The sequence below is a fragment of the Clostridium magnum DSM 2767 genome (assembly GCF_001623875.1).
GTDB lineage: Bacteria > Bacillota > Clostridia > Clostridiales > Clostridiaceae > Clostridium_AM > Clostridium_AM magnum.
Genome location: NZ_LWAE01000001.1, coordinates 194050 through 220943, shown reverse-complemented (window position 1 = coordinate 220943; position 26894 = coordinate 194050). Strand labels below are relative to the sequence as shown.

At 32.3% G+C, this 26894-nt stretch carries 30 protein-coding genes; 1 reads left to right on the top strand and 29 read right to left on the bottom strand.

Annotated features, from left to right (window positions below):
• Window positions 1-4: 4 nt before the first annotated feature.
• On the bottom strand, window positions 5-793 hold the full coding sequence (locus CLMAG_RS01240) for a DUF4652 domain-containing protein (protein ID WP_066616779.1): 789 nt from the start codon (window positions 791-793) through the stop codon (window positions 5-7).
• 155 nt (window positions 794-948) lie between these two features.
• On the bottom strand, window positions 949-2562 hold the full coding sequence (gene ptsP, locus CLMAG_RS01235) for a phosphoenolpyruvate--protein phosphotransferase (RefSeq protein ID WP_066616778.1): 1614 nt from the start codon (window positions 2560-2562) through the stop codon (window positions 949-951).
• 464 nt (window positions 2563-3026) lie between these two features.
• On the opposite strand from ptsP, the gene CLMAG_RS01230 reads away from it, so the two are divergent.
• A complete protein-coding gene (locus tag CLMAG_RS01230; RefSeq protein ID WP_066616777.1) occupies window positions 3027-5039 on the top strand; it encodes a sigma 54-interacting transcriptional regulator in 2013 nt (670 codons plus the stop codon).
• A 102-nt stretch (window positions 5040-5141) separates the two neighbouring features.
• Here the strand turns inward: CLMAG_RS01230 and CLMAG_RS01225 are convergent, their stop codons facing one another.
• The 27 genes from CLMAG_RS01225 to CLMAG_RS01095 all read right to left on the bottom strand — a co-directional run bounded on the left by CLMAG_RS01225 (window position 5142) and on the right by CLMAG_RS01095 (window position 26890).
• Window positions 5142-5891, bottom strand: a complete 750-nt coding sequence (locus CLMAG_RS01225; protein ID WP_066616776.1) for a tetratricopeptide repeat protein — start codon at window positions 5889-5891, stop codon at window positions 5142-5144.
• 150 nt (window positions 5892-6041) lie between these two features.
• Window positions 6042-7091, bottom strand: a complete 1050-nt coding sequence (gene citC, locus CLMAG_RS01220; protein ID WP_066616775.1) for a [citrate (pro-3S)-lyase] ligase — start codon at window positions 7089-7091, stop codon at window positions 6042-6044.
• A 263-nt stretch (window positions 7092-7354) separates the two neighbouring features.
• Window positions 7355-8896 (bottom strand): citrate lyase subunit alpha, encoded by a 1542-nt coding sequence (gene citF / locus CLMAG_RS01215; RefSeq protein WP_066616774.1) that lies wholly within the window; start codon window positions 8894-8896, stop codon window positions 7355-7357.
• 43 nt (window positions 8897-8939) lie between these two features.
• Complete coding sequence (locus tag CLMAG_RS01210) at window positions 8940-9815, bottom strand: HpcH/HpaI aldolase/citrate lyase family protein (RefSeq protein WP_066616772.1); 876 nt, start codon at window positions 9813-9815, stop codon at window positions 8940-8942.
• A gap of 28 nt (window positions 9816-9843) precedes the next feature.
• Window positions 9844-10107: a citrate lyase acyl carrier protein gene (citD, locus tag CLMAG_RS01205; protein ID WP_066616770.1), complete on the bottom strand. Its 264-nt coding sequence runs from the start codon at window positions 10105-10107 to the stop codon at window positions 9844-9846.
• A gap of 27 nt (window positions 10108-10134) precedes the next feature.
• The gene (locus CLMAG_RS01200) at window positions 10135-10692 is read right to left on the bottom strand and encodes a Fe-S-containing hydro-lyase (RefSeq protein WP_066616767.1); all 558 of its coding nucleotides are present in this window, start codon (window positions 10690-10692) and stop codon (window positions 10135-10137) included.
• A gap of 40 nt (window positions 10693-10732) precedes the next feature.
• On the bottom strand, window positions 10733-11575 hold the full coding sequence (locus tag CLMAG_RS01195; protein WP_066616759.1) for a fumarate hydratase: 843 nt from the start codon (window positions 11573-11575) through the stop codon (window positions 10733-10735).
• 116 nt (window positions 11576-11691) lie between these two features.
• Window positions 11692-12933 carry a methylaspartate ammonia-lyase gene (locus CLMAG_RS01190; protein ID WP_066616757.1) on the bottom strand — a complete coding sequence of 414 codons (1242 nt, stop codon included), beginning with the start codon at window positions 12931-12933 and terminating at the stop codon, window positions 11692-11694.
• 113 nt (window positions 12934-13046) lie between these two features.
• A complete protein-coding gene (locus tag CLMAG_RS01185; RefSeq protein ID WP_066616754.1) occupies window positions 13047-14501 on the bottom strand; it encodes a methylaspartate mutase subunit E in 1455 nt (484 codons plus the stop codon).
• A gap of 12 nt (window positions 14502-14513) precedes the next feature.
• A complete protein-coding gene (gene glmL / locus CLMAG_RS01180; protein WP_066616751.1) occupies window positions 14514-15905 on the bottom strand; it encodes a methylaspartate mutase accessory protein GlmL in 1392 nt (463 codons plus the stop codon).
• A gap of 91 nt (window positions 15906-15996) precedes the next feature.
• Window positions 15997-16407, bottom strand: coding sequence for a methylaspartate mutase subunit S (gene glmS / locus CLMAG_RS01175; protein ID WP_066616748.1), 411 nt, complete (start codon window positions 16405-16407; stop codon window positions 15997-15999).
• A gap of 17 nt (window positions 16408-16424) precedes the next feature.
• Entirely contained in the window at window positions 16425-17414 is a 990-nt protein-coding gene (locus tag CLMAG_RS01170; RefSeq protein WP_066616747.1) for a GntR family transcriptional regulator, read from the bottom strand.
• A gap of 309 nt (window positions 17415-17723) precedes the next feature.
• Entirely contained in the window at window positions 17724-18386 is a 663-nt protein-coding gene (gene cwlD / locus CLMAG_RS01165) for an N-acetylmuramoyl-L-alanine amidase CwlD (RefSeq protein ID WP_139264210.1), read from the bottom strand.
• 242 nt (window positions 18387-18628) lie between these two features.
• Complete coding sequence (gene rpsI / locus CLMAG_RS01160) at window positions 18629-19021, bottom strand: 30S ribosomal protein S9 (protein ID WP_066616743.1); 393 nt, start codon at window positions 19019-19021, stop codon at window positions 18629-18631.
• A 25-nt stretch (window positions 19022-19046) separates the two neighbouring features.
• Entirely contained in the window at window positions 19047-19481 is a 435-nt protein-coding gene (gene rplM, locus CLMAG_RS01155) for a 50S ribosomal protein L13 (protein ID WP_073393243.1), read from the bottom strand.
• A gap of 302 nt (window positions 19482-19783) precedes the next feature.
• Window positions 19784-20518 carry a tRNA pseudouridine(38-40) synthase TruA gene (gene truA / locus CLMAG_RS01150; protein WP_066616739.1) on the bottom strand — a complete coding sequence of 245 codons (735 nt, stop codon included), beginning with the start codon at window positions 20516-20518 and terminating at the stop codon, window positions 19784-19786.
• Window positions 20518-21324: an energy-coupling factor transporter transmembrane component T family protein gene (locus CLMAG_RS01145; protein WP_066616736.1), complete on the bottom strand. Its 807-nt coding sequence runs from the start codon at window positions 21322-21324 to the stop codon at window positions 20518-20520. The genes truA and CLMAG_RS01145 overlap by 1 nt, the downstream gene beginning before the upstream one ends.
• Window positions 21325-21336: 12 nt before the next feature.
• Window positions 21337-22191, bottom strand: coding sequence for an energy-coupling factor transporter ATPase (locus CLMAG_RS01140; RefSeq protein WP_066616734.1), 855 nt, complete (start codon window positions 22189-22191; stop codon window positions 21337-21339).
• A complete protein-coding gene (locus tag CLMAG_RS01135; RefSeq protein WP_066616733.1) occupies window positions 22176-23021 on the bottom strand; it encodes an energy-coupling factor transporter ATPase in 846 nt (281 codons plus the stop codon). The genes CLMAG_RS01140 and CLMAG_RS01135 overlap by 16 nt, the downstream gene beginning before the upstream one ends.
• Before the next feature lie 216 nt (window positions 23022-23237).
• The gene (gene rplQ, locus CLMAG_RS01130; protein WP_066616731.1) at window positions 23238-23579 is read right to left on the bottom strand and encodes a 50S ribosomal protein L17; all 342 of its coding nucleotides are present in this window, start codon (window positions 23577-23579) and stop codon (window positions 23238-23240) included.
• A 55-nt stretch (window positions 23580-23634) separates the two neighbouring features.
• The gene (locus CLMAG_RS01125; RefSeq protein WP_066616729.1) at window positions 23635-24582 is read right to left on the bottom strand and encodes a DNA-directed RNA polymerase subunit alpha; all 948 of its coding nucleotides are present in this window, start codon (window positions 24580-24582) and stop codon (window positions 23635-23637) included.
• A 62-nt stretch (window positions 24583-24644) separates the two neighbouring features.
• Window positions 24645-25265: a 30S ribosomal protein S4 gene (gene rpsD, locus CLMAG_RS01120; RefSeq protein WP_066616727.1), complete on the bottom strand. Its 621-nt coding sequence runs from the start codon at window positions 25263-25265 to the stop codon at window positions 24645-24647.
• 20 nt (window positions 25266-25285) lie between these two features.
• Window positions 25286-25684 carry a 30S ribosomal protein S11 gene (gene rpsK / locus CLMAG_RS01115; RefSeq protein ID WP_066616725.1) on the bottom strand — a complete coding sequence of 133 codons (399 nt, stop codon included), beginning with the start codon at window positions 25682-25684 and terminating at the stop codon, window positions 25286-25288.
• Window positions 25685-25708: 24 nt separating this feature from the next.
• A complete protein-coding gene (rpsM, locus tag CLMAG_RS01110) occupies window positions 25709-26077 on the bottom strand; it encodes a 30S ribosomal protein S13 (RefSeq protein WP_066616723.1) in 369 nt (122 codons plus the stop codon).
• 169 nt (window positions 26078-26246) lie between these two features.
• Window positions 26247-26360, bottom strand: a complete 114-nt coding sequence (rpmJ, locus tag CLMAG_RS01105) for a 50S ribosomal protein L36 (protein WP_003373491.1) — start codon at window positions 26358-26360, stop codon at window positions 26247-26249.
• A 16-nt stretch (window positions 26361-26376) separates the two neighbouring features.
• A complete protein-coding gene (gene infA / locus CLMAG_RS01100; protein WP_066616721.1) occupies window positions 26377-26595 on the bottom strand; it encodes a translation initiation factor IF-1 in 219 nt (72 codons plus the stop codon).
• 7 nt (window positions 26596-26602) lie between these two features.
• A complete protein-coding gene (locus tag CLMAG_RS01095) occupies window positions 26603-26890 on the bottom strand; it encodes a KOW domain-containing RNA-binding protein (RefSeq protein ID WP_139264211.1) in 288 nt (95 codons plus the stop codon).
• Window positions 26891-26894 lie beyond the last annotated feature (4 nt).

The window sequence follows — 26894 nt, the reverse complement described above, 5'->3', positions numbered from 1 at the left end:
AGATCTATTGATTAGCTCCATTAATTACATAAATTAATTTTCCTTCAGAGTTTTTTACATTCATAACCTTACTTAAGCTTGCATCAAAGGAATAAATAGTCCAGTTTTCTATATGTGACTTATTATATGCGTCATCTTCATATACATTTACTTTTAAACTTACATTACTTCCTGACTTTTGGGCAGTCATTATTTGCTGTTTCTTATCAGATGGTTGCAATACAGAAGATAACTTACCTGTTGTTACATTAAGTAAATATAAGTTACCACCTTTAGCAACAGTTCCATGAGCCGATCCTATTATCACAAATAGATTTTTGTTATCTAACCATTCAATATATAAAGGTGAAATTTTATTATCGTTAACAATCTCAAAGCTAGAAATATTATTATTACTATCTTTTACAAATATTTTACCAACACCTTCTTCTGCTGCTTCCTGACCTTTTCCTTCTATACAAGCACTAAAAACTCCATCAGCAGAAGTTTTCCAAGCTGTGCTAAAGGTTGGTTTTTTGCCTTGTGCTAATTGGACTTTCGAAATTTTAGGTACATAATCATTTTTCGGATTTGTCGATTTAGCATCATTTTTTACTTCGTTTGAAGTATTATTTGTTATATTGTTATTAACTGAAGAAGTATTTTCAGTTGGCTTTTGCTGTTGAGTAGACGTTTGAGTATTATTGGTATTCGTTTTATTTTCCTGAGTCCCACAAGCGGTTAATCCTAGGGACAAAACTACTGCCATTGAACAAAGAGTGTATATTCTTTTTTTATTTTTTAATCTTATCATGAATAAATTCCTCCTTAGATTAATAATCTTATTCTTATATTATATACCAAAATATCCTCTAATAGTTGATATTTTAAATATAAACAAAACCTGAACTAAATTAGATATAGTTCAGGTTTTGTTTATGTTATGTTAATTTGAGTAAGCTGGCTTTATTAGTTTTGCATTATTAATTTTTTAGCATTTAATATAGATGATGCACTCATTGAGAACTCATCTAATCCATATTCAACTAGAGTAGCAATAGCTTTTTCATCTCCAGCCATTTCTCCACACATACCACACCATTTTCCTTCTTTATGTGCGCCTTCTATAGTCATCTTTATAAGTCTTAATACAGCTGGGTGCATTGGATTATAAAGATATGATACTTTTTCACTCATTCTATCTGCTGCTAATGTGTATTGTATTAAATCATTAGTTCCTATTGAGAAGAAATCAACATGCTTAGCTAGTTCATCAGCATAAACTGCAGCTGCTGGTATCTCAACCATAATACCCCACTCAATATTTTCTGAAACTTCTATTCCCTCAGCTTTTAATTCAGCTTTACATTCTTCAACAACCTCTTTAGCTTGTAAGAATTCTTCTAATCCAGAGATCATTGGGAACATTACCTTTAAATTTCCATATACTGAAGCTCTTAATAATGCTCTTAATTGGATTTTAAATAACTCTTTTCTATCTAAACATAATCTTATTGCTCTATAACCTAAGAATGGATTCATTTCTTCTGGTAATGGTAAGTATGGAAGTGTTTTATCTCCACCAATATCTAATGTTCTTATAACAACTGGTCTTCCTTCCATTTTTTCAAGAACATATTTATATGCTTCATATTGCTCTTCCTCTGTAGGAGCATCATCTCTATCCATATATAAGAACTCTGTTCTAAATAGTCCTATTCCATCTCCACCATTTGCTAATACTTGATGAACATCTTCTGGCTTTCCTATGTTTCCTGCAACTTCTACACGTTTTCCAGCTTTAGTAACAGTCTTAACACTTATTAGCTTTTTAAGTTCTTCTTTTTCTGCTTCATAAGCTACTTTCTTTTCTTCATATGTCTTTATTGTTTCTTCATCAGGATTTATTATTGCTATCCCTTCTATTCCATCAACAATAATAGAATCTCCATCTTTAACAGCTGAAGTTATATCTTGAAGTCCAACAACTGCTGGTATTTCTAGAGTTCTTGCCATAATTGCACTGTGAGAAGTTCTTCCACCTATGTTAGTTAAGAAAGCTATAACTTTGCTCTTATCAAGCTGTGCAGTATCTGATGGCGTTAAGTCATGAGCAACTACTACTGTATTATCCTCATATTCTGAAACGCCAGAAGCCTTTCCAACTAAATTAGCAAGTATTCTCTTACCAACGTCTTTTATATCAGCTCCTCTTTCTCTCATATATTCATCTTCCATAGATGCAAATATATTGCTGTACATTTCTAAAACATCTTCAAGAGCCTTTTCCGCATTTACTTTATTGCTTTCTATTCCCATTTGAACTGCTCCTGCAAATTCAGGATCTTCTAGTAGCATCGCATGGCTTTCGAAAACTGCTGCTTTATCAGCACCTAGTTCTTTTTCCGCTTTTTCTTTTATCTTGAATAACTGTTCCTTTGAAGCTTCAAGTGCTTTATTGAATCTTGTAACTTCTTCTTGAACATTTTCTATTACTTTTTCTTCTACCTTTACTTCAATTTCTTCTTTTATTAAAACTTTACCTATTGCATATCCTTTTGACGCTGCTATACCTTTTTTCATCGTTTATCCTCCTAAATTATAACTTTTTATCTATAAATCTATATTTTAAATTTAGTGTAATTTTCTTTTAGCTATAATAATTTATAGCAATTTTTATGCCAAACCTTCAAAAAGATTAATACTTTCTATTTGTTACATAGATATTTTGTGTAAAGCTAAGCTTTTATAAACAAAATTTATATAAAAGTTTAAATTACTAATTTTATTGACGAAAAAAACAATTATATATCGAAGTGGAACTTGATAAAAATTAACAAGGACTTTTCATGCAATTACTATATGTCGATGGAAAAACTTTTAGTAGGACTGGACTTATGCTGGTTTTTAAGCTATTATATTAGTTGATATTTTTTATCAATACTCTACTGATGTATGATACTTTTTATCAACTCATTGAATTAGTTATAATATTTTTATTAATTTTTTCAATATAGATTTTATTTTTTGTCAAAATGAGGTGAATTATGTATAAAAACAGTATAATAATCCCTATACCTAATGGTATCCATACAAGAATTGCAGCAATGATAGTTCATAAATCTACAGAACTAAAAAATAAATATAATATAAATCTTTATATAAGAAATCTATCTACAGAGGAACCCTTAGCTATTAGTATGTTAGCCTTAATATCACTAAAGGTAAAAGAAAATGAAATAATTGAAATTTCTTGCAAAGAAGATTCCCAAGCTGGTCAGAATTCTGTGCTGGAACTCTGTAACTTTATTACTAAAGACATAGTAACTAATAACTCTACATTATCTAAAATAGATGATATTATTGAGGAAAATACTATAGCTTATGAGCAGATTGTAAAAAACATCCCCGTAGGTATTTTAGTTATAGATACTAATGGATATATTACCGCAATGAATGATTATTCATTAAAGATTGTTGATAAACAACTAAAGGATGTCATTGGTAGAAACATAAAAGATATTATTCCCACTTCTGATCTTCCTAATGTAGTTTTATCTAAAGAACGAAAAGTTGGAGAAACTCAATATATAAATAATCACCTTGTTATCACTAATAGATCTCCTATATTTTCTAACAATAAGGTAATCGGTGCCTTAGGGGTATTTCAGGATATATCAGAACTTATTGGAGTAAAAGAGTTAAACGAAAAGTTTAGTAAAATATTGGAGACATCTCATGACTTAATCTGTTTTGTAGACGAAAGAAGAATTATAAGTTATGTAAATCCTTCTTATGAAGAACACTTTGGTATAAAGAGCTCTGCAATTGTAGGTAAGGATCTTTTAAAAATATCTCCTAATGGATTAAGAATTAAAGTATTTAACTCAAAAGAGCCTGTAGAAAATATAGTTAATCGTAAAGATAATATAAGTATAATAACCTCAGTACAACCTATATTTATAGATGGGATTTTTAAAGGCGTTATTTCTATATCAAAATCAGTTAACGAATTAAAAGACTTAGTAAAAAAACTTGAAGATTCTGAGGAAGAATTAAGATACTATAAAGAAGAATTAAAAAGGCATACAAATTTAAGTAGTTCTTTCAGTTCTATTATCGGCTGTAGCAGTTCTCTTAAGGATTGTATAATCATGGCTCAAAAGGCTTCTCAGTCAACTTCTACAGTGCTGATAAGAGGTGAAAGCGGAACAGGAAAAGAAGTTATAGCAAAAGCTATTCATAATAATAGTAATAGAAAGGATAAACCTTTTGTTAGAGTAAACTGTGCTGCTATTCCTGAAAATTTACTTGAAAGTGAACTATTTGGATATGAAAAGGGGGCATTTACAGGAGCAGTAAAAAGCAAACCTGGTAAATTCAATATAGCAAATGAAGGAACTATATTCTTGGATGAAATAGGTGATATGCCTATTTCCATGCAAGTTAAGCTCTTAAGAGTATTACAAGAAAGAGAATTCGAAAGTGTCGGTGGTCTTACTACTCAAACCGTAGATGTAAGAATAATAGCAGCAACTAATAGAAACCTTGAGAAAATGATAGAAGAAAATAAGTTTAGGGAGGATTTATATTATAGGTTAAATGTCATTAGTATTATGCTGCCTCCCTTAAGGCATAGAAAAGAAGATGTAAATCTTTTAGTTGAACACTTTATTGAAAAAATAAGTTTGAAATTGAATAAGAATGTTAGAGATATAGATAAAAAAACTCTTATGTATCTTCAGGAATACCATTGGCCTGGGAATATTCGAGAGCTTGAGAATATTATAGAGCGTGCTATTAACATGTGCGAAAATAGCATAATCACAGAAAAAGATTTACCTTTCTATATTAAAAATGAAAATTCAGCAAGCAATAACCTAATAAATCTTAGAAATGGAGAACTTCCTCCTTTAGAGGAATATGAAAAAGAGATAATAACATTAGCTATAAAAAAGTATGGAAGCTATAATAAAACAGGAAAAGCTCTAGGAATTACTCATAGAACCGTAGCCCTAAAATGCAAAAAATATGGTATAGATGTAGACAACCTTATTTAAGGCAATATAGTTTAACTTTTATCCACATTTTTTATATAAAATAATCCCCAGTGGTTGAAAACCACTGGGGATTATTTTATACTTTTAAAAATCCACTAAGTTCTATTTTATTAAATCTCGAAATTCTTTTGAGTTTTTTACCGGATTAAAATCCTCTTCTTCTCTAGCAATTTCCTTAATATCCGGAGACATATCTACTGCAATCTTTAAGTATTTAATAGTATTTTCTACATCCCCTCTTCTTCCGTATATACTAGCTTTTCCGTAATAACTCCATATATAGTTTTCAATCTCTAAATTTTTATCATACCACTGCAGGGATTCATCATAATGACCATAAAGTTCATATGCTAGGGCTTTATTAAATCTAGCATACCCAAAATCCGATTTAAGCTCTAGTGACTTATCTATATTTTTCATTCCTTCATTATAATTATTGCTGTAACATAAAGCTATGCCCTTAATATTATAAGCTTTGAAAAAGTTCTCATTTTCACTTATAATACTATTTGCTATGTTTATAGCATCTGCATACTTTTTATTTCCAAAAGCCTTTACACTTTCCTGATATCTGTTCTCTAACTTTTTATTTTCTTCTTCCTTTAATTTTTTTAATTCTTCTTCATTATTCTTTTCTTGGTTATCTGCCTTTATAAATGTTTGTGAGTTTGTGTTTGTATTGTTTATTTTTTCTATTTTACTTTTATTATTTTCTCTATTATTAATAGCCTCTTTATATGCTATTACCGCAACAACTAGACTTAATATACAAAATATTATTATTTTAGACTTAAAGGAGAATCTTTTTAATAGGCCTCCAGAAAAATCATTACGTTTATCTTTGAATCTCATGATGTTCTCCTTTCATTATTCTGTTATGTATGTTTTCTATACTAATTTATTAAGTATATCATTAACTTTATCAGCTTTATATCACATTAATATTCAGATTTATATTTTATGAATCTTTCAAAAAACTCAATTACACCTTCCTTAATAAACTTAGTGGGGAGAATTACTAATTTTTATTCTCTCAGCTATCTCCTTTCCTATCTTGGAATTTAAAAATTCCCATGTAACTTCTGGAACAATACTTTTAACCTTTTCTAGCTCACCTACTTTTATCAACTCTCTTACTTTGGAAGCGCTTATATAATACTCATCATGTTTACTTCTTTCTATTTCTATAATTTCAACACCGTATTGTGGTAATATACTTTTTAATGTTTCATTATAAGAATTAGTGACACTACAATAAGGTTCTTGACCAACAAATCTTTTTATTATATTGAATTTATCACAAAAATACTTTGCAAAAATGCCACAGTCTATATTTTGATAGGCCCTCATTCTTTCATCTTCTTTTCTTATAAAATAGGAAGGAAATGTAGCTGAAGAAATTATATATTGGCCTCCGGGAACTACTGTTACATTTTTTAAATCTTGTACCCCTTCTTTTACAATGTCATATCTATCTTTAAATGGGAAAAGAGATTTATCCTCCTCTACTAAAAATAACAAAACCTTTTCACAAGTCCTAGATGCTTCTTCAACTAAATATCTATGTCCCTTAGTGAAAGGATTACAATTCATAACTAAAGCACCTTTGGCTGTATTTGAATCTATATTATACTTATTTCTCATATCTTTTAATGCTTTGTTTATATCGTGAACTCCGTATTCTAATAAGGCTGCATCCTCTACTTCATACAAAAGCTTAAAGCTTAATGAAGTAAATACTTTTATCTTATCAGGTTTTGTAAATATAAAACAATGGAATATGTTATCTTGAAAAAGTTTATCCACTAGATGGGATATAAGAGAAGCTGTTACATTCTCTCCTCTTAAATCTTCAGATATAGCAAAACATTTTAAAACATTTTTAGCTTTAGAACAAGTAGCTTTAATACTGCCGCTGAAGTCCCTTAGAACTACAGTATAATCTACATCTAAATCTAATATTAGCCCAAAGCCTTCTAAAAACTTGCTTACTTCTTGTTTTTCATTTTTATCTTTTAAGTTTATCTGCTGAAAGTTTAAATCATCATACATTAGTTTAACTCCTCTATGTAAAATACTTAAAAATATATGCATTCAAATTTCATTTAATAATGCCTATTAAAACAGTAAGATACTTTTATAACCTTATAATTAATACGTTACAAAGCATCTTACATTTATCCGATGACTACCCGCTCTAATACTCCCATCTTCTTCAAAGTGTACGTTGCGAGCGGATACGTCCCTGAATTCGTTCAACTAAGAATCAGATGGGGTTGAAACCCCATCTGATTCAAGTTTCACTTCATTCAGCCTTAGTCTACTGGTTTTCTGACAACATCTATTACAGTCCCATCTCTATATTCAACTATAGCTACAATCTCATCGCTCATTTCTATTGCTTCTGGCTTTCCTGTCATTTTTTCTGCTAGTTCTTTTAATTCTTTTATTGTCATTGTTGGAATACTAGAACTACTTAATTTTTCTATTAAGTCTTTTCTTTTAGGATTTACTGCTATTCCCCACTCAGTAACAACTATATCTATACTTTCACCGGGGGTAGTAACTGTAGTTACACTATCTTTTATAATAGGCAATCTTCCTTTTATAAGATTTGTAACAACCATAGCAAGCTTCGCTCCTGCCGCTGTATCACTATGTCCTCCAGATCCCCCCATTATAACTCCACTTGATCCTGTTGTAACATTTACATTAAAATCAATATCTATTTCTGTTGCTCCAAGAATCATAACATCTAAGTTATTCACAACAGCCCCTTTATTATGAGGATTCCCATACATAGAACCAGACATTCCTTGGTGCTTTGGATTATGCCTATATGATTCGACTGCTTTTAAATCAAAGCACTGAACATCAAAAATATTTCTAAATAGTCCTTCTTCCAACATCTCTACAATATATCCTGTTATTCCTCCAGCTGCAAAACTCCCTACTACAGATTTTTCTCTCATTAGGTTTTTTAACTCCTCTGCCACAGCAAGAGAAGTTCCTCCAGCTCCAGTTTGGAATGACAGGCCATCCTTAACAAGTCCTGACAGTTCAATAACTTTTGTTGCAATCTTAGCTATTTTAAGTCCTACTGGATCTTTAGTTATTTTAGTAGTGCCGGATACAATGCCTGCAGGGTTTCCTATTGAATCAACTTTTACAACATAGTCTACATATATTTGGCTTATTTCTATAGGACATGCTGGATAAGTCACTAAATTGTCCGTTATAGCCACTACTTTATCTGCATATTCAGCATCTACAGTGGCGTATCCTAATGACCCACAGGCAGCATTACCATAAACACCATTTATATTGCCGTAAGTATCTGCAGTTGGTGCTCCAATAAATGCTATGTCAATATGTAAATCTCCACTTTCTATAGCCCTTGGCCTTCCTCCATGAGTCATCATAATAGCAGGCTTCTTTAATAATCCTTTTGATACAGCTTCTGCTACTGGTCCTGACATATAGTTTGTAACTATTCCTGTTACTATTCCATTTTTAATATATTCTACTAATGGCTCGTGTACTGGAAAAATGGAGCTAGCAGCTATGACAATGTCTTTTATTCCCCTTTTAGCAATAGCATGCATTACATTATTAAGTACAAAATCACCATTTCTCAAATGATGGTGAAAAGATATAGTCATTCCGTCTTTTATTCCAATCTTATTTAGTGCATCATCAATACTATCTAATAGTTTTTCTTCTCCAGGTTTTACACTGTTTACTTTTACCCCAATTTTTTCTTTAAGACCATAGTTCTTAAAAGCGCCTTTAAATAGTTCTACTTTTCCGTAACCTTCTATATAATCAGGAATTTCTCTTCCTAGCACATTCTTCATTTGAATCCCTCACTTTTTATGAAATTGTTGACTATGAGTAAAGCTAAGAGATAATCCCTAACATTCTTGCTAATTGTACAGTAGTAATTGCTCTATTTATTATAGGTGCATCAACCATCTTTCCATCTAAAGAAAATACTCCAAGCCCTTTTTCTTTAGCCTCATCTCTAGCTTCAAGAACTCTAAGAGCATACCTAATTTCAATTTCTGTCGGTGCCAAAACTGAATGTATAGTGTCTATTTGTCTTGGATTTATAGCCGCTTTGCCTGTGAAACCTAAGCTTTTAGCTTTTAAAGTATCCTTTACAAGCCCTTCATAATCATTTGTATCAGTAAAAGGTGTATCTATCGCATCTACTCTTGCAGCTCTACATGCAGTAGAAACCTTGTTTCTTGCATAAAAGATTTCTTCTCCTTCTTTAGTTCTCTTAATACCAAAATCAGAGGTTAAATCTTCTGCTCCTAGAAGTATAGCAACTACTCTTTTAGAAGAATTTATTATGCTATACACATTTTCTAATCCATAAGCACTTTCAACAATTGGCATAAGTTTTATATAGCCTTTCTCAAAACCTTCTTCTTCTTCTATTACTGTTAACATTTGTTCTATACATTTAAGCTGCTCTTCTGTAGCTTTTGGAATCATTAAACTATCTGGCTTAACTCTTGCTATAACATCTATATCTTTCAATCCAAACTCTGTATCCAATGGATTAACTCTTACAACCAGTTCTACCTGTGAATAATCTATAAACTTTACAGCTTCTTTAACAAGTGTTCTTGCACTATCTTTTTCAGTAAGGCCTACTGCATCCTCTAAATCAAGTATTACAGAGTCTGCTCCAAGTATTGGTGCACTTTGAAGCATTCCGGGATTGTTTCCAGGCATAAAGAGCATTGTTCTTCTTAGCTTTTTCATTTATATCACCCCTAAGTTAAATTGGAATTCATATTGCCCTTTCTATAGCTGTTTGTACTCTAGCTCTAATTGTACAATCCAGTGCACCTTTATCCTGTACCTTTATAACTATATCTTCTACACCTAGTTCCTGAACTTTATCTAATATTGTCTTCTTTATTTGATTTCCGAATTGCTTAATTACTATACTCTCAAGCTCTAATTCTATTCCACCATTTTCGTTAGGCATTACCATAATTAATATATCATTTGATTCAAGTGTCCCAGCTTTAGCTATTTTATTTATTATCATATTTGCTCCCCCTAACATTGGAACTCTTTATTTTAATGACTGAAGATAATTCATCTGTCCCTGTTCATAAAGGTTATTTCCTTCTGAATCTATTACTACAACTACTGGTAGATCCTCTACCTCAAGCTTTCTTATTGCTTCAGAGCCTAAATCTTCATAAGCAACAAGGTCAGCTTTTTTTATTGATTTGCCCATTAATGCAGCTGCTCCACCAATTGCAGCAAAATAGACAGCTTTATTTTTTTTCATAGAATTTACTACTTCCTCAGATCTTATTCCTTTTCCTATCATGCCCTTTAAACCTATATCTAAAAGTCTTGGTGCATAAGAATCCATTCTATAACTAGTAGTAGGACCTGCTGAACCTATAACTTGACCTGGCTTTGCTGGGCTTGGTCCTACATAGTAAATAATTGTGTCCTTCATATCTATAGGTAAGGCTTCTTCCTTATCTAAAAGCTCTACAAGCCTTTTATGAGCCGCATCTCTTGCTGTATATATAGTTCCTGATATTAGAACACTATCTCCAGCTTTTAAATCCTTAATTTTTTCCTCTGTTAGAGGAGTTGTTATTTTCTTATCCATACTTATACCTCCATACGATAAATTAGAAATTATACTAAAACTAAAGCTCTACTTCTGCATGTCTTGTAACGTGACAATTTATGTTAACCGCTACTGGCAAACCAGCTATATGAGTTGGATAGGTTTCTATATTTACTGCAAGTGCAGTGGATTTCCCCCCAAAGCCTTGTGGACCTATTCCTAAAGCATTTACTTCAGCTAGAAGTTCTTCTTCTAATTCAGCATAGAATTTATTACTATTTCTTTCTGCTAATGGTCTGATTAAAGCTTTCTTTGCTAAATTAGCAGCTTTATCAAAAGATCCACCAATTCCAATACCTACAACAATTGGTGGACACGGATTAGGCCCTGCTTCTTTAACTACCTTAAGCACAAAATCCTTAACTCCCTGCAATCCGTCTGATGGTTTTAACATTTTTAGCTGGCTCATATTTTCTGATCCAAATCCTTTTGGTGCCACAACTATTTTTAATTTATCTCCAGGTACAATATCATAGTATATGATAGCAGGAGTATTATCCTTCGTATTAACTCTATCTAAAGGATCTTTTACCACGGATTTTCTCAGATATCCCTCTGTATATCCTTGTCTTACTCCTTCATTTATTGCATCTTCTAAGCTTCCACCAACAATATGTATTTCCTGTCCAAGCTCTATAAATATACAGGCCATACCTGTATCTTGACATATAGGCATATCTTCGTTTTTAGCTATTTCTACATTAGTAAGAATCTTATCTAATATACCTTTTGCCATATCCCAAGATTCATCATTATAAGCTTCCTTTATTTTATTTTTTACATCATCTGAAAGATAGTAATTGGCATCTACACATAGTTTCTTTACTGCCTTAGTTATTTCTAATACGTTTATTTCTCTCATAGTTTAATATCCTTCTTCCTTTCTAAAAATCACAAATTTAATTAATATTATAACAAATTAATATATGAAAAGGCAGTTTAACAAAAACTGCCCAGTAATTAGTATAACATCTATTATTATTTTCTTCTACTTACTAATGCAAGTACCCTGCTCATTTCATTATTAACTATCATATATCCTTCATCAACACCCATCCCTGGTTTAGCAAGCACTTGCTTTGCCCCACAGGCCATACCGATGTTTGTAGTTACTTCCGCGGATCTATTAGTTTCATTGCAAGTTCCACCGCAGTAAGCTCCCATACCGTGTTTTTTACAATAAATAATAGCTTCAGCTATATTATTTACTCCGCCAAGATCTGGAGTTTTAATCTGTACCATATGCCCCGCTTTATTGTCTGCAAAAAATTTGACATCTTCAATAGTATTGCACCATTCATCTGCAACTATTTCTACATTTATTCCTCTGCTATCAATTTCAGTTCTTAAATTTCTTAATGCTTCCATTTGCTTTTGTCTGTCCTCTACATCCATAGGGCCTTCTATTCTTAATTTGAATGGCCTTGCAGCTTCCTCAAGACTTGCTAAATAATCAACCATATCTTTTATATCATAATTAAAAGCGGTACCGATCGTTCCATAAACATCTATATGTAATATTGGATTATATTCCTGACAACTTCTTAACTTCAAGACTCTATTACTTAACCACTTAACATACGCTAATAGTTTTTCTCCCTTTAGACCAAGTTTATCTTCTACATTATTTATAAGTGCATGAGGCATTACATCTGCACCTTTTATTATCATTTTATCAACATTATCGTATCTATCATCACCAGATTGAGTAAATATCGGAACTCTCCTTATTTCTTCATCTGGATTATATTCATTCCTTATAACCTCAGCCATAGTTATTTTTTTAGCTTTTGCTACAGCATCAAGTATAGCCTGACTTACACCATATCTTATTGCAGTATGTAATCTCTTTCTATCAACCATCATCCTATCGAACTCTTCTGCTAATGCTTTAAATTCAGTTATTTCTCTGCCTACAAGCTTAGGAACTATTTCCTTTTCTATTACTGGTATAAAGTCCTTTGCTAGGAATAATGGGTCTCTTCCTCCAGCTCCTGAATACTGAACAGCTGCACAGTCTCCATATGCTACCTGGCCATCTTCAAGTATTATCATTACAGATATTGCTTCCCCTGCCTGTCTAACCTTTATAAATCCATCTGTTACAGGTTCTCCTATATAAGTAAATCCATCATGTTTTGCACCCTTTTTTATCGCTCTTTGATCATCAAAGTAAAATCCAGTTTTTCCTTCTGAACAGATAACATCGACTATCTTCATATAACTCACCTGTCTTTCTTCAATAGTTCTTATATTACTAAATACCTTTTAATCAATTTAAAATAATAATCTTCAACTATCACCATTTAAGTGATAGTCTCAGATTAAAATTACTATTTTTCAGGTCGCCCTATAAGCTTTCCTTTACCAACTGCAAATATATCATCTATAGTCATTTGAAAGCTTACTTCTCTTCCTTCAAACTTTCCTCTTTCCTCTAGCTTCTTCATATTATATGCCTTTAATTCTTCATTTAGAGGTACATTTCCAAAGTCACAGTATCTTACTGCACCATTATTATCTCTTGCTGGCATCATCTTTCCTGCATTATATTTACTTGGGGCAAAGGGTATATCTACTACACCTGCCTCAAATCCTTTTACAGTTCCTATAGCTAAATCACCATTTCCAAGTTGCAATAATTTATCCATCATACACTTAGTTTCAGCTTTAATTATAGCTATTTCAGTTTCTAATTCTTTTGACATAGGAAGCCTTTGCCCTTGAAGCATATTTAAAGCCATTTTTGTAGCCTTTATTCCTGCTGCATTTGCTTCCTTTGTTGGTATTCCTATAGCTTCATGTGGAGTTTTTACTATAACCTTTGTAGCTCCAGCTAAAGCTGCTGTTGTGGCCCCTGAAGCTATAACGCCAAAAGCTTTAGATTCATCTTGTGGAAAACCTCCCATCCACTGATGAAAAACTGTAGTTATATAAACATCTTTGTATCCAAATTCAACCAAATATTCATTTACCTGTTCCTCTAAGGCTCTTATAGCTGCAATATCTTGAATTAAATTTCCACATTGTCCATACCCAACAGTTATATTTTTAACTCCCTGCTCTGCTGCAAGTAAAGCTTCTATTATTGCTACAGTATTTGATGTGCTTGGCGGTACTAATGTTCCAGTTAACGGTCCAAATGGCTCTCTATTTATTGATATACCCTGTTCCTCATAATATCCAACAAGTCTATCGCAGTACTGCCAATCTAATAAGGTTTTTTCTATAGATACATTCTTAGCATAGGGAATATTATAGGATATTCCACCACCTTCATTTGATGTCCATCCAGCTGCATGAATTATTTCTGAAAGCAACCTTGCATCTGGTGTACCATGTCTAGCTTGAAGTGGCAAGCTTACAGCTTCAAATACCTGTCTACACCCTTTTACTCCATGATTAACCACTGGGAATCCATTTAGTAATGATCTTCCTGCAGTTAAACTCTCCTGTATTCCTACTTCACATTCATCATACCTATTTTGTCTTGTATAACTATCTATAGTTGATGGAAGCAAATCTGCTTCACCTTCATTTTGAAGATGTATTAAAAGTTCTATGTGTTCCTTTATTAAAGCAACACCTGCTCTTGGCTGAGCTAGCGTTATACCTAATCCCTTAGCTTTTCTTAGTTTATCAGGAAAACTTTTGTGTTCAGGTATCTTTTTTAAATATTCCACTGCTTCTTCTAAATTCACTTCTTTCCCAGTAGGCCATTGACTTAAGACTTCTTTTCTCATGCTAAAAAATTCTTCGTCAGTCCATTTTTTATTTTTAAGCTTCAATGCAATTACCTCCTAATTAACCTTAACCAAATACTTTTTCATTATTCTTACCGCCATATTTGGATGATCTTCTGCCAATAGTCCCATAGCAGATAATATATAGGTTTTGTCTATTAAACATTCCGGATTTTTAGGCTTTAAATATGTGGGGGTGTTTTCGTCAAAGACCCCTGCCTTTAATATTGAGGCTGGATTTTCACTATGAACTAATACTCCTCCAGTCCCTATTATATACTTAACCTCTAGCAGGTCTTTTCCCTCCTGAGAGTATATTACTCCACATGGTGTATATAACATCTCAAGCGCCCCTACATGCCTTTCCAATGCCAATTCTGTTGCGGTTTTTGCCATTGCTTCATCAAATTTTATTTCTACTTCAGTTTTAGGTATCATTCCTATATTCTCAGCCCTGTACCTACAATTAGTTTCTACATCTATGCTTTTATCCTCTAAATATCTTTGTATTTTTTTAGTTGTTGCAGCTTCCCATAATGAAACTGCAGAGTACCTCATTCCTAAATCTCCCTCTACAGTTCTTTTCGCAAAAGGTTCTTGAAGTCCTTTTAAAGTTACTCCTGGTTTTGATGGCTCACCTTCCGCTAATGAATGCACATCTGTAGTAGCTCCGCCTATATCTACAACTACCAAATCTCCTATACCATCTTCCTTATCTGTTCCTTGACTTAAAACTCTTGCAGCTTTTAATACCGCTGCTGGTGTTGGCATCAATATTCCACTTGTATAGCCTTCTGCCTTTTTCATTCCTTTAGCTTCAACTATTTTTTCCATAAACATCTTTCTTATTTCTTCTCTTGCAGGTTCTACATTTAAAACATTAAGCTTAGGCATTACATTATCAGTTATCTTATAAAACATACCTGCATCTTTTAGTATTTTTTCTACCGTGTCTACAGCCACCTTATTTCCAGCTACTACAATTGGAAGTTTTATTCCACTTTCAGCAAGCATCCTTGCATTATGGATAATACAATCTTTATTTCCTCCATCTGTCCCGCCAGCCAAAAGAATAATATCCAGCTTTGATTTCTTTATTTCTTCTATCTCTTTAGATGTTAAATCGTAACTATAAACATTTAGCACTCTTGCGCCTGCTCCTAATGCAGCTCTCTTGGCTGCTTCAGCTGTCAGTTCTGGTACAAGCCCAATAGCAACCATTTTTAATCCACCTGCTGCAGAAGAACAAGCCAACTTTCTTACAAAGTTAACACTCTTTCCTCTTAACTGCTGTTGAAGTTTTTCAAAAGCATTGTTAAAACCAACCATTATATCGTTTTCAACCGTTGTTATGTCTTTTGCAGTGGCAATTATCTCTTCACTCTCTATATCTACAGCAGTAAGTTTTGTATATGTGCTGCCGAAATCTATGAGCAAATAACTATCCAACTCCATCACTCCTGTTTTTCCCCACAGAGATTTATTTTATTTATTCAACAATCAGTCGGTGTTTGAACCCCATCTGATTCAATTTTCCACTTCATTGCTTAACTTTTAGATCAACCTTTAGGTCTGCAATTGTAGTTTCTGGCGATGTTCCTGGTGGATACACCTTATCAAATCCCATATCTTTAAATCTTGCATATACTTCCTTCCAGTCTTGTTTTCCTACCACCAAGTTTCCCCCTACATACATCAGTATGTCTTTTAGACCTGCTTCATCACATTTTTCTCTTAATCCTCTACAATCTATTTCTCCATGTCCATAAAGTGATGAAACTATTATTGCATCTGCATTGGTTTCTATTGCTGCATTTATGAAATCCTCTTGGGGAGATAGAACTCCAATGTTAACAACATTGAAGCCTGCCTCCGTAAATGCATGCTCTAATATTTTATTCCCAACTGCATGACAATCAGAGCCAATTACACCTATAACTAAAGTTTTCATTATGAGCTTCCCCCAATTTATTTTTGATATTTTAATTCCATTATCTTAGATTTTAATGCCTTTACTGAACTATCATCCAAGCTATATAAGAATCGTAGTATTTCTTTTTCTTCACCTATAATTTGCTTTACATCTTTATACCTACCTGGTGAAACTATTATCACATCTGAGTTACTTAAAAGTTTGGATAGTTCATTAGTATCAGTAGTATTAGTATATTGAATGTTTATATTACCTAGTCCCGCTTTTTCTAAAGCCCCCCTAGCCTTAAACATAAACTCCTGTGATATACATACAAAACCAAATTTAGTATCATTTGAATATCTAGCAATTTTCACAATAGTTTCTAAATCTATATTAATAGCTACCCCTATTACCTCTTTATTAAATGGCCTTGTCAGCTTTACTACTTCATTAACATGATTAAATGTAGCTATTATAACTTGAGCTTTCTCTAGCATCTCTTGATTTTCACTACTGATGCTTCTTATATCATCTAGTGTAAATGGAATCACATTCATATTGGTACTATCCATTAACTGCTTGCTAAACATTCTAGATTGCTCTATATTACACTCTATATATAATGCTGTTATTTTACTCATTATTTCTTTTTTCTCTTTTACTCTTTGGGTAACTATTTCTAAAAATTCATCAACATCCATTCCTGTCTCTATAGCTTCTTCTAATCCCAAATCTATAAATTTATTAATCTTATCTTTTATATTTTGTGCCTTCCAGGGAGTTGCTTCTTCCGCAACAAAGGTTCCTCTACCTTGGTAAGATTTTAAAACACCTTCTTGCTCTAATTCGTTATAAGCTGTACTTACGGTATTCCTGCTTACCTTCAGTGTTTCCGATAGTTCTCTTTCTGTAGGCATTTTATTTCCAACCTTTAAAATACCATTTCTAATTAAGTTCATTATTTGTTTTTTTACTTGCACATATAGTGGAACACCACTATCCTTATTTATTCTAATTTCTATGATAATCACCTCAAAGTTCATTGGATTAATGGATCATTCCATTTTATGCTTTAATAATATCATAGTCCAAAATGGACATCAATAACTTTTTCATAAGCTGCAATATTCAGAAAATTCACCAGTGAATAAAATTTTTCTGATTGATTATTTATTGTTACTTAATAGTTATCCATTATTCCTAATCATTGAAAAACTTTACTCTTGTACTAATAATTTATTTTATTTCATTAATAAGGTTAATAAATTTCCACTTTATCCTTAATACGTTTTGATTAAGCAAAGGAAAAAAGCTGCACTTTATTTTATACTAATGCAGCACTTTTATTTATTCTATTGATTATAATATAATTTTATAGATTTAGTTATGCAATCGGCTATTTTACTTTGATACTCATCACTATTCAATTTTGCCTCTTCAATTGTATTGGATAAAAATCCACATTCGACTAATACGCTAGGCATATCATCATTAACACGTAATACCTTATATGAATCAAGCGCTGACTTCTGATGCCTATTATTACTTGAGTCTAAATCGTTTTTAAAGTTTTCTTGAATTATCCTCGCTAGCTTTTGGCTATCTCTATTTCTAGAGTACCAAACTTGTGCTCCATAATATTTAGATTCAGGGAATGCATTTAGGTGTATACTAATAAACATATCGCAATTAGACTGCTCTTTTATTTTGCACCTATTATTTAAATCCTCTATTTTCTTCTTTCTTATTCTTCCTTCATCTTCATATAATCCCTTATCCTCTTCCCTAGTCATTAGCACTTTATAACCTTCCTTTGTTAACTTGTCCCTTAGTTTTAAGCTAATTTTTAGATTAATATCCTTTTCCATAATACCGCTTTTAGACACCGCTCCGCCATCAACTCCACCATGTCCTGGATCTAGAAGTATAACTTTATACTTGATATCATTATTATGAAATTTATTTTTAGCTGCAGGTGTTGAGAACTTTATATTCGCATAAAATACAGAGACCATTCCTAAAAATATAACCAATATGATTGTTATTAGTTTTCTACTTTTATAGTACACTTTTACCCCCTCCGAAATAGAACTTCATATATATTTTATGCTGTGAAAATACCATTTAATTAATATAATTTTAATATAAATAAACTTAAATATCTTTGTTTTTAATTCATTATTAGAATTTTTGTGCCTTAACCTGAATAGCAGGATCTTTTACAAATAAAAAAAGAGAGGATATTCCTCTCTTTTCATTATCTCTTTGAGAACTGTGATGCTTTTCTTGCTTTTTTAAGACCATATTTCTTTCTTTCTTTCATTCTTGGGTCTCTTGTTAAGAAACCAGCTTTTTTAAGCTCTGGTCTTAAGTTTTCATCAGCTTTTAAAAGTGCTCTTGATACTCCATGTCTTATAGCACCCGCTTGACCAGTAAATCCACCACCGTGAACATTTACTAATACATCAAATTTTTCCTTAGTTCCAGTTAAAACTAATGGTTGGTTAACTATAACTCTTAGAGTTTCTAATCCAAAATAGTTTTCTATATCTCTTTTATTTACTACTACTTTACCTTCACCAGGTACAAGTCTTACTCTTGCAACAGATTTTTTTCTTCTTCCTGTTCCGAAATACTGAACTTTAGCCATTTTTCTTCCTCCTTCCAGCTTCCAATTAATATCTTAATTCTAATACTTCTGGTTTTTGAGCTTCATTATTGTGCTCAGCACCTCTGTATACTTTTAGCTTTTTAAGCATTTGTTTTCCTAATACTCCTTTTGGAAGCATTCTTCTAACAGCTTCTGTGAATACAAACTCAGGCTTCTTTGCTATAGCTTCTCTATATGGAGTCTCTTTTAATCCACCTGGGTATAATGAGTGATGTCTTAACATTTTTTGATCTAACTTCTTACCAGTTAAAACAATCTTCTCTGCATTTATTATTATAACAAAATCTCCAGTATCAACATTTGGTGTAAATGTAGGTTTGTTTTTTCCTCTTAATATTGTTGCAACCTGACTTGCTACTCTTCCTAATGGCTTTCCAGCAGCATCAACAACATACCATTTTCTTTCAACTTCTTGTGGTTTTGCTATGTATGATTTCATCATTTTCCCTCCCTGAATTCTTCTACATAAAATACGTTTCTATATATAAAGATCCGGGGCTAGTGGATCTTTTATACTTTAGATACAAACACAATATATTATAATACAATCAGCCGGGTGTGTCAACAAGTTTCACTATTATAAATTTTTTTCTTTTATATATTAAATCATGCTCTAGCCCTTAAATTAAAGAAAAACTTCTTGATGATTACTTGTATATTTTAGAATATATACGTAGCAACATCCAAGTAAAAACTTCCTAGTTATACACATTAGCTTTTATATTACTAGTAAAATAAAATTTAATAAAAAACTTCTTTTAGGCACAATCCATTAGCCGGCACTGATTTACCAGCTTTAGATCTGTCTTTGGATTTAAGTATATCTACTACATACTCAGGTTTAAATCTACCAGTTCCTACTTCCAGTAAAGTTCCTACAATAATTCTAACCATATTGTATAGGAAACCATCTCCCATAACTATAAATCTTATCATATTTCCATCTTCAACTATATTTATTTCTTTTATAGTTCTAACAGATGTCTTTACAGAACTTCCAGCATTTTTAAACGCTGAAAAATCATGTGTTCCCAAAATATACTTTGATGCACTTCTCATGTTCTCTATATCTAGTTTTCTATAAAAATAGTACATATAATTTCTACCTATTGCAGGCCTTTGGTCTCCTGTTATAATAGTATATTCATATCTTTTACCTATACTATTAAACCTTGCATGAAAACTTATTTCTACTTCTTCAGATTGTAAGATAACAATATCTTCTGGAAGAAAACTATTTAAAGCCTTTTTAAACTTTTCAGCAGGTATTTTACTTTCAGTTAAAAAGTTACACACAAACCCTTTCGCATGTACCCCTGAATCTGTTCGACTTGAACCAATAACCTCTGAAACTTTACCAGTGACATCTCTTATTGCTTCTTCAACTTTTTGTTGAATTGTAACTGCATTATTTTGCCTCTGCCACCCTGCATAATTAGTTCCATCATATTCAATTGTCAACTTAATATTTCTCATTAGCTCCACATCCTACTCCATATAGAAACAGCAACCAATAATATTGTACATATAGATGCAATAAAATCCTTACTAGATAGCTTTAGAATATTCATTCTAGTTCTACCCTCTCCCCCTCTATAACATCTTGCCTCCATAGCCATAGCTAGCTCATCAGCACGTCTAAATGAACTTATAAAGAGAGGAACTAATATAGGAATTAGACTTTTAGCTCTTTGAAGAAGGTTTCCTGATTCAAAATCTGCACCTCTTGCCATTTGTGCTTTCATAATCTTATCAGTTTCATCCATTAATGTTGGAATAAATCTCAATGCAATAGTCATCATCATTGCAAGTTCATGAGCTGGTATGCCTATTCTTTTTAAAGGATTCAGAAGCTTTTCAATGCCATCTGTCAGTTCTATTGGAGATGTAGTTAATGTTAGCAAAGACGTTCCTATTATTAAAAATACAAGCCTTAAAACCATAAATGCTGCTAACGTTAACCCTTCTTTATATATAGTTATGAATTTCCAATGGTATAATGGTGGGTTACTTCCTGATGTCATGAGTATATTTAAAGCTGCTGTTATTAGTACTAAAATTAATATAGGTTTAAGACCCTTGTAAATATATGTAAATTGAACCTTGGATATAATTATTGAGAGTAAAGCAAACGCTACTATGAATATGTATCCCTTGAAATTGTTAACTATAAATAAATCTATAATATATATTAAAGATATTAATATTTTAACTCTTGAATCTAACTTATGTACAAATGAATCACCGGGAACATATTGGCCTATTGTAATATCTTTAATCATTTATTAGCTCCCCTACCCTTTATTTAATATTTTAAGTATCTCATTTTTAGCTTGTTCTACAGTAAATATATCTTCAGATATGTTAAACCCTTTTTCTCTTAGGTTTTTTACAAGATAAGTTACCTGTGGTACCGCAAGGCCAACGCTTTCTAATGTATCAGCTTCTTTAAATACTTTGCTCGGAGTTCCATCCAAAATACATCTTCCTTTATGCATAACAAGTACCCTATCAGCTAGTTTTGCTACATCTTCCATACTATGTGAAACTAATATTATAGTCATGTTATATTCTTTACGCAAATCTTTTATCTTTCCTAAGATATCATCTCTACCTTTAGGATCAAGCCCTGCTGTTGGTTCGTCTAATATTAAAATCTTTGGCTCCATAGCTACAACTCCAGCTATAGCTACTCTCCTTTTTTGACCGCCACTAAGCTCAAAAGGTGATTTATCTTTATACTTTTCATATTCAAGACCAACCATCACCATAGCTCTTTTTACTCTTCTATTTATCTCATCATCACTCAAGCCTAAATTTTTAGGACCGAAAGCAATGTCCTTTTCTATTGTTTCCTCAAATAACTGGTATTCAGGATATTGAAACACAAGCCCTACTTTTTTTCTTATAAAGTTTAAGTTAATCTTTTTCTGAGTAATATCTATATCTTCTATTATTATCTTGCCTGAATCTGGCTTTAAAAGTCCATTTATGTGCTGAATAAGTGTAGACTTACCTGAACCAGTATGTCCTATTAAGGCAACAAATTCCCCTTGATTAATGGTAATATTAACGTTATCAAGTGCCTTTTTTTCAAAGGGTGATCCCTTCATATATATATGCGTTAAATTCTCTATTTTAATCGACATAATTCATTCACCATCTCATCTATAGTTAATATATTAGCGCTGACATTCATACCATTTTTCCTCAGTTCATATGATAATTCCGTCATTTGCGGTACATCAAGCCCTATATTCTTCATTTTTTCTACATTACTAAAGACATCTCTAGGAACACCCTCTGTTATGATTTTTCCACTATCCATAACAATAATTCTATCTGCCTCTACTGCTTCTTCCATATAGTGAGTAATAAGTACTACAGTGATATTATGATTACTATTTATCTCTTTAATTGTATTTATTACTTCTCTTCTCCCAGATGGATCAAGCATTGCAGTTGATTCATCAAATACTACACACTCTGGCATCATTGCTAATACACCAGCTATTGCAACTCTTTGCTTTTGTCCTCCAGATAATAAATGTGGTGCATGTTTTTTGTAGTCATACATATTTACTTTTCTTAAACAATCATCCACTCTTTTTCTAATCTCGGAAGACTCAACCCCTAAATTCTCTGGTCCAAAAGCTACATCTTCTTCTACTATTGTTGCAACTATTTGATTGTCAGGATTTTGAAATACCATGCCAGCTTTATTTCTTATATCCCAGATGTTTTTTTCATCTGATGTATCTAGGCCATTAACATATACATTGCCACCACTTGGTATTAGCAATGCATTCATATGTTTTGCTATAGTAGACTTGCCTGACCCATTTCTACCTAAGATAACAAGAAATTCTCCCTTTTTAACTTGAAGGTTAACATCATCTAATGCTAACTTTATATCATCTTTATCACTATTTTCATATTTATAAGTAACATTCTTACATTCTATCATTTTTTCCTCCATGGAAACACCCCACAAACTTAATAAAGCAATAAAGAAAACCCTGTAATAATTATAGCAAAACAGGGATTAAGCTAAAGTACTTAATCCCTGTTTTTTTATCCTACAGATTGTCACCACTATCATCATACTTAATCAAAGAAGATTAAGTGGCGTAACCTTAAAGACAATTAAAACTTAGTATCAGTTTGGATATTCCCTACTGATACAAGTTTTAACTTATACTAATTCTAGTATAACTACTTCAGCTCCGTCGCCTCTTCTTGGACCTACTTTATAGATTCTTGTATATCCACCGTTTCTCTCAGCATATTTAGGAGCAACATTATCAAATAAATCTCTTACTACTTCCTCTTCAGTTACAAAAGAAAGCACCTGTCTTCTAGCATGAAGATCTCCTCTTTTTGCAAGAGTAATCATTTTTTCTGCTATGCTTCTTGTTTCTTTGGCTCTAGTTTCTGTAGTTTCGATTTTGCCATGCTTTAAAAAACTAGTAACAAGGTTTCTAAGCATTGCTCTTCTTTGATCACTTGGACGACCTAATTTACGATATCCTGCCATCTCTATACCTCCTTATCTTAACTCTTCTTCACGGGTAAAATATTTATGCTATATTTTACTCTTCACTTTGCTTTAGTGATAATCCTAAAGCTTCAAGTTTTTGTTCAACTTCTTCTAAAGATTTCTTACCTAGATTTCTAACTTTCATCATATCATCCATAGTTCTTTCAGTTAATTCCTGAACTGTGTTTATACCAGCTCTCTTTAAACAGTTATAACTTCTAACAGAAAGATCAAGTTCTTCAATTGTCATTTCTAGAACTTTTTCTTTTTTGTCTTCTTCTTTCTCAACCATTATCTCAACATTATTTGCATGGTCAGTTAAAGTCATAAATAGTTTAAAGTGTTCTATAAGAATCTTTGCAGATAAACCTATAGCTTCATCTGGCATAATTGTTCCATTAGTCCATACTTCAAGAGATAACTTATCATAATCAGTAATCTGACCTACTCTTGTATTTTCTACAACAAAGTTAACTCTTTTGATAGGAGTATATATTGAATCTACAGGAATAGTGCCTATAGGCATTTCTTCAGCTTTATTTTTAGTCTGAGAAACGTATCCTCTTCCTCTATTAATTATGATTTCCATATATAACTTTCCATCATCATCAAGAGTTGCTATATGTAAATCTTTATTAATTATTTCTACGTCACCATCGGTTTTAATGTCACCTGAAGTAACTTCTCCTGGTCCTTGAGAATCTATGTATATAGTTTTAGGACCGTCTCCATTCATCTTTAAAGCAAGACCTTTTATGTTTAGAATTAACTCAGAAACATCTTCTTTTACTCCACGAACAGTTGAGAACTCATGAAGTACTCCATCGATTTTTATGTGGTTAGCAGCAACTCCTGGCAATGAAGAAAGTAGAATTCTTCTAAGTGCATTGCCAAGAGTAATACCATAACCTCTTTCTAATGGTTCAACGACAAACTTACCATAGGTACCATCTTCACTAACTTCAACACACTCTATTTTAGGCTTTTCTATCTCTAACATGAATATAACCCTCCTTCTATTTATCTATTAATGTATTTTGAGGGCAACTGATTCTATATTAATTACTTACTATATAACTCTACTATTAATGTTTCGTTAACAGGAACATCTATATCTTCTCTTGAAGGCTCTCTAACTACTTTTCCTTCAAAGTTTTCTGTGCTTCCCTCTAACCAAGCTGGTAAAGTCTTTGGATTTTCAGCAAAAGTCTTAAACTTTTCTGATGCTCTGCTCTTTTCACGTACTGTGATAACATCATTAGCTGATACAGTGTAAGAACAAATATCTACTTTCTTGCCATTAACTAAGAAATGTCCGTGTGTAACTAGCTGTCTAGCTTCACTTCTTGATCCACCAAATCCTAGTCTATATACTACGTTATCAAGTCTTAATTCAAGAAGCTTTAATAGGTTTTCACCTGATATTCCTCTCATTCTTTCAGCTCTTTCGTAGTACTTTCTAAATTGTCCTTCTAGTACTCCGTATATTTTTCTAGCTTTTTGCTTTTCTCTTAATTGTAAGCCATAGTTAGATAATTTCTTTCTACCTTGACCGTGCTGTCCTGGTGCATAGCCTCTTCTTGAGAATGCACACTTATCTGTATAGCATCTATCCCCCTTAAGGAATAGTTTTAAACCTTCTCTTCTGCAAATTCTGCATTCCGCTCCAGTATATCTTGCCATTTAAATTACACCTCCTATTACTAAACTCTTCTTCTTTTTGGTGGTCTACATCCATTGTGTGGAATTGGAGTAACATCTTTTATCAATGTAACTTCTAATCCAGCAGCCTGTAATGATCTTATTGCAGCTTCTCTACCTGCTCCTGGTCCTTTTACATAAACTTCAACACTCTTTAATCCGTGTTCCATAGCTGCTTTAGCTGATGTTTCAGCTGCCATTTGAGCTGCAAATGGAGTACTCTTTCTTGAGCCTCTAAAGCCTAATCCACCCGCACTAGCCCATGATAAAGTATTTCCAACAGCATCTGTTAGTGTAACTATTGAATTATTAAAAGTAGATTTTATGTGTGCACAACCGTGCTCAACATTTTTTCTCTCTCTTTTTCTTCTTGTCTTTTTAGCCTTTGATCCAGCTGCCATCATTTTCCCTCCTTATACGGTTATTTATTTCTTCTTACCTGCAATTGTTCTCTTAGGACCTTTTCTTGTTCTTGCATTTGTCTTAGTTCTTTGTCCTCTCACAGGAAGTCCTCTTCTGTGTCTTATTCCTCTATAACAACCAATTTCCATTAATCTCTTTATGTTAAGAGCTATTTCTCTTCTTAAATCACCCTCAACTTTAACGTTCTTGTTTATATAATCTCTTAAAGCATTAACCTCTTCTTCAGTTAACTCTTTAACTCTTGTATCTGGATTAACTCCAGTATCGTTAAGAATTTTGTGAGAAGTTGGTAATCCTATGCCATATATATAAGTTAGACCTATCTCTACTCTTTTTTCCTTTGGTAGGTCGACACCTGCTATTCTTGCCATTAAAATTTACACCTCCTGAATATCTAATTGATAAAGATCATTTAATCTCTTTATATTTTTTTATATAAAGTTTTAGGTTAATAGAATGTTATGCATTCTATTACAGCCGCACCTAAAGCATTATTAACTCCAGTTTATTTCATAGAACTTTTAAGTATTAAAAATTCTATTAGCCTTGTTTTTGCTTATGTTTAGGATTTTCACAGATAACCATTACTCTTCCTTTTCTCTTTATAACTTTGCATTTTTCACAAATAGGCTTAACTGATGGTCTTACTTTCATAGCTAACCCTCCTTAATTACTTTGCTCTCCAGGTTATTCTTCCACGAGTTAAATCATATGGAGAAAGTTCTACTGTAACTTTATCACCTGGCAGAATTCTTATAAAATTCATTCTTAACTTGCCTGATATATGTGCTAGTATTTTGTGTCCGCTTTCCAACTCTACTTCAAACATTGCATTAGGTAATGATTCTAAAACGGTACCTTGCATTTCTATAACATCATCTTTTGACATAAGGTAATCAAACCTCCTTATCGTTGTCGTAAGACTGCAAAAATTTTCTTATCACTGCATTACTAACTTTTTCACTTGCCATCAATAAGTTTCTTATTTCTTCAGCTATTACATGAGTAAAAGCCAAATGTTTCACTTTTTTCTTCTTTGGTTTTTCAACACTTCTAAGTAAACCATCACTAATGTATACATAGTTACTGTCTACTACATCTAGTATTATAAAAAACTTATCCTTATCTCTTCCTGCTTTTGAAAAAACCACTCTTCCAAAATAGTCATTAGTGTCCAACAATATATTC

What these genes read in the sequence shown, in the direction of transcription:
- CLMAG_RS01240 (WP_066616779.1), bottom strand. Translation starts at nt 793, where the DNA reads ATGATAAGATTAAAAAATAAAAAAAGAATATACACTCTTTGTTCAATG.
- ptsP (WP_066616778.1), bottom strand. Translation starts at nt 2,562, where the DNA reads ATGAAAAAAGGTATAGCAGCGTCAAAAGGATATGCAATAGGTAAAGTT.
- CLMAG_RS01230 (WP_066616777.1), top strand. Translation starts at nt 3,027, where the DNA reads ATGTATAAAAACAGTATAATAATCCCTATACCTAATGGTATCCATACA.
- CLMAG_RS01225 (WP_066616776.1), bottom strand. Translation starts at nt 5,891, where the DNA reads ATGAGATTCAAAGATAAACGTAATGATTTTTCTGGAGGCCTATTAAAA.
- citC (WP_066616775.1), bottom strand. Translation starts at nt 7,091, where the DNA reads ATGTATGATGATTTAAACTTTCAGCAGATAAACTTAAAAGATAAAAAT.
- citF (WP_066616774.1), bottom strand. Translation starts at nt 8,896, where the DNA reads ATGAAGAATGTGCTAGGAAGAGAAATTCCTGATTATATAGAAGGTTAC.
- CLMAG_RS01210 (WP_066616772.1), bottom strand. Translation starts at nt 9,815, where the DNA reads ATGAAAAAGCTAAGAAGAACAATGCTCTTTATGCCTGGAAACAATCCC.
- citD (WP_066616770.1), bottom strand. Translation starts at nt 10,107, where the DNA reads ATGATAATAAATAAAATAGCTAAAGCTGGGACACTTGAATCAAATGAT.
- CLMAG_RS01200 (WP_066616767.1), bottom strand. Translation starts at nt 10,692, where the DNA reads ATGGATAAGAAAATAACAACTCCTCTAACAGAGGAAAAAATTAAGGAT.
- CLMAG_RS01195 (WP_066616759.1), bottom strand. Translation starts at nt 11,575, where the DNA reads ATGAGAGAAATAAACGTATTAGAAATAACTAAGGCAGTAAAGAAACTA.
- CLMAG_RS01190 (WP_066616757.1), bottom strand. Translation starts at nt 12,933, where the DNA reads ATGAAGATAGTCGATGTTATCTGTTCAGAAGGAAAAACTGGATTTTAC.
- glmS (WP_066616748.1), bottom strand. Translation starts at nt 16,407, where the DNA reads ATGAAAACTTTAGTTATAGGTGTAATTGGCTCTGATTGTCATGCAGTT.
- CLMAG_RS01170 (WP_066616747.1), bottom strand. Translation starts at nt 17,414, where the DNA reads ATGAACTTTGAGGTGATTATCATAGAAATTAGAATAAATAAGGATAGT.
- cwlD (WP_139264210.1), bottom strand. Translation starts at nt 18,386, where the DNA reads ATGGTCTCTGTATTTTATGCGAATATAAAGTTCTCAACACCTGCAGCT.
- rpsI (WP_066616743.1), bottom strand. Translation starts at nt 19,021, where the DNA reads ATGGCTAAAGTTCAGTATTTCGGAACAGGAAGAAGAAAAAAATCTGTT.
- rplM (WP_073393243.1), bottom strand. Translation starts at nt 19,481, where the DNA reads ATGAAATCATACATAGCAAAACCACAAGAAGTTGAAAGAAAATGGTAT.
- truA (WP_066616739.1), bottom strand. Translation starts at nt 20,518, where the DNA reads ATGAGAAATATTAAGTTGACAATTGAATATGATGGAACTAATTATGCA.
- CLMAG_RS01145 (WP_066616736.1), bottom strand. Translation starts at nt 21,324, where the DNA reads ATGATTAAAGATATTACAATAGGCCAATATGTTCCCGGTGATTCATTT.
- CLMAG_RS01140 (WP_066616734.1), bottom strand. Translation starts at nt 22,191, where the DNA reads ATGTCGATTAAAATAGAGAATTTAACGCATATATATATGAAGGGATCA.
- CLMAG_RS01135 (WP_066616733.1), bottom strand. Translation starts at nt 23,021, where the DNA reads ATGGAGGAAAAAATGATAGAATGTAAGAATGTTACTTATAAATATGAA.
- rplQ (WP_066616731.1), bottom strand. Translation starts at nt 23,579, where the DNA reads ATGGCAGGATATCGTAAATTAGGTCGTCCAAGTGATCAAAGAAGAGCA.
- CLMAG_RS01125 (WP_066616729.1), bottom strand. Translation starts at nt 24,582, where the DNA reads ATGTTAGAGATAGAAAAGCCTAAAATAGAGTGTGTTGAAGTTAGTGAA.
- rpsD (WP_066616727.1), bottom strand. Translation starts at nt 25,265, where the DNA reads ATGGCAAGATATACTGGAGCGGAATGCAGAATTTGCAGAAGAGAAGGT.
- rpsK (WP_066616725.1), bottom strand. Translation starts at nt 25,684, where the DNA reads ATGGCAGCTGGATCAAAGGCTAAAAAGACAAGAAGAAAAAGAGAGAGA.
- rpsM (WP_066616723.1), bottom strand. Translation starts at nt 26,077, where the DNA reads ATGGCAAGAATAGCAGGTGTCGACCTACCAAAGGAAAAAAGAGTAGAG.
- rpmJ (WP_003373491.1), bottom strand. Translation starts at nt 26,360, where the DNA reads ATGAAAGTAAGACCATCAGTTAAGCCTATTTGTGAAAAATGCAAAGTT.
- infA (WP_066616721.1), bottom strand. Translation starts at nt 26,595, where the DNA reads ATGTCAAAAGATGATGTTATAGAAATGCAAGGTACCGTTTTAGAATCA.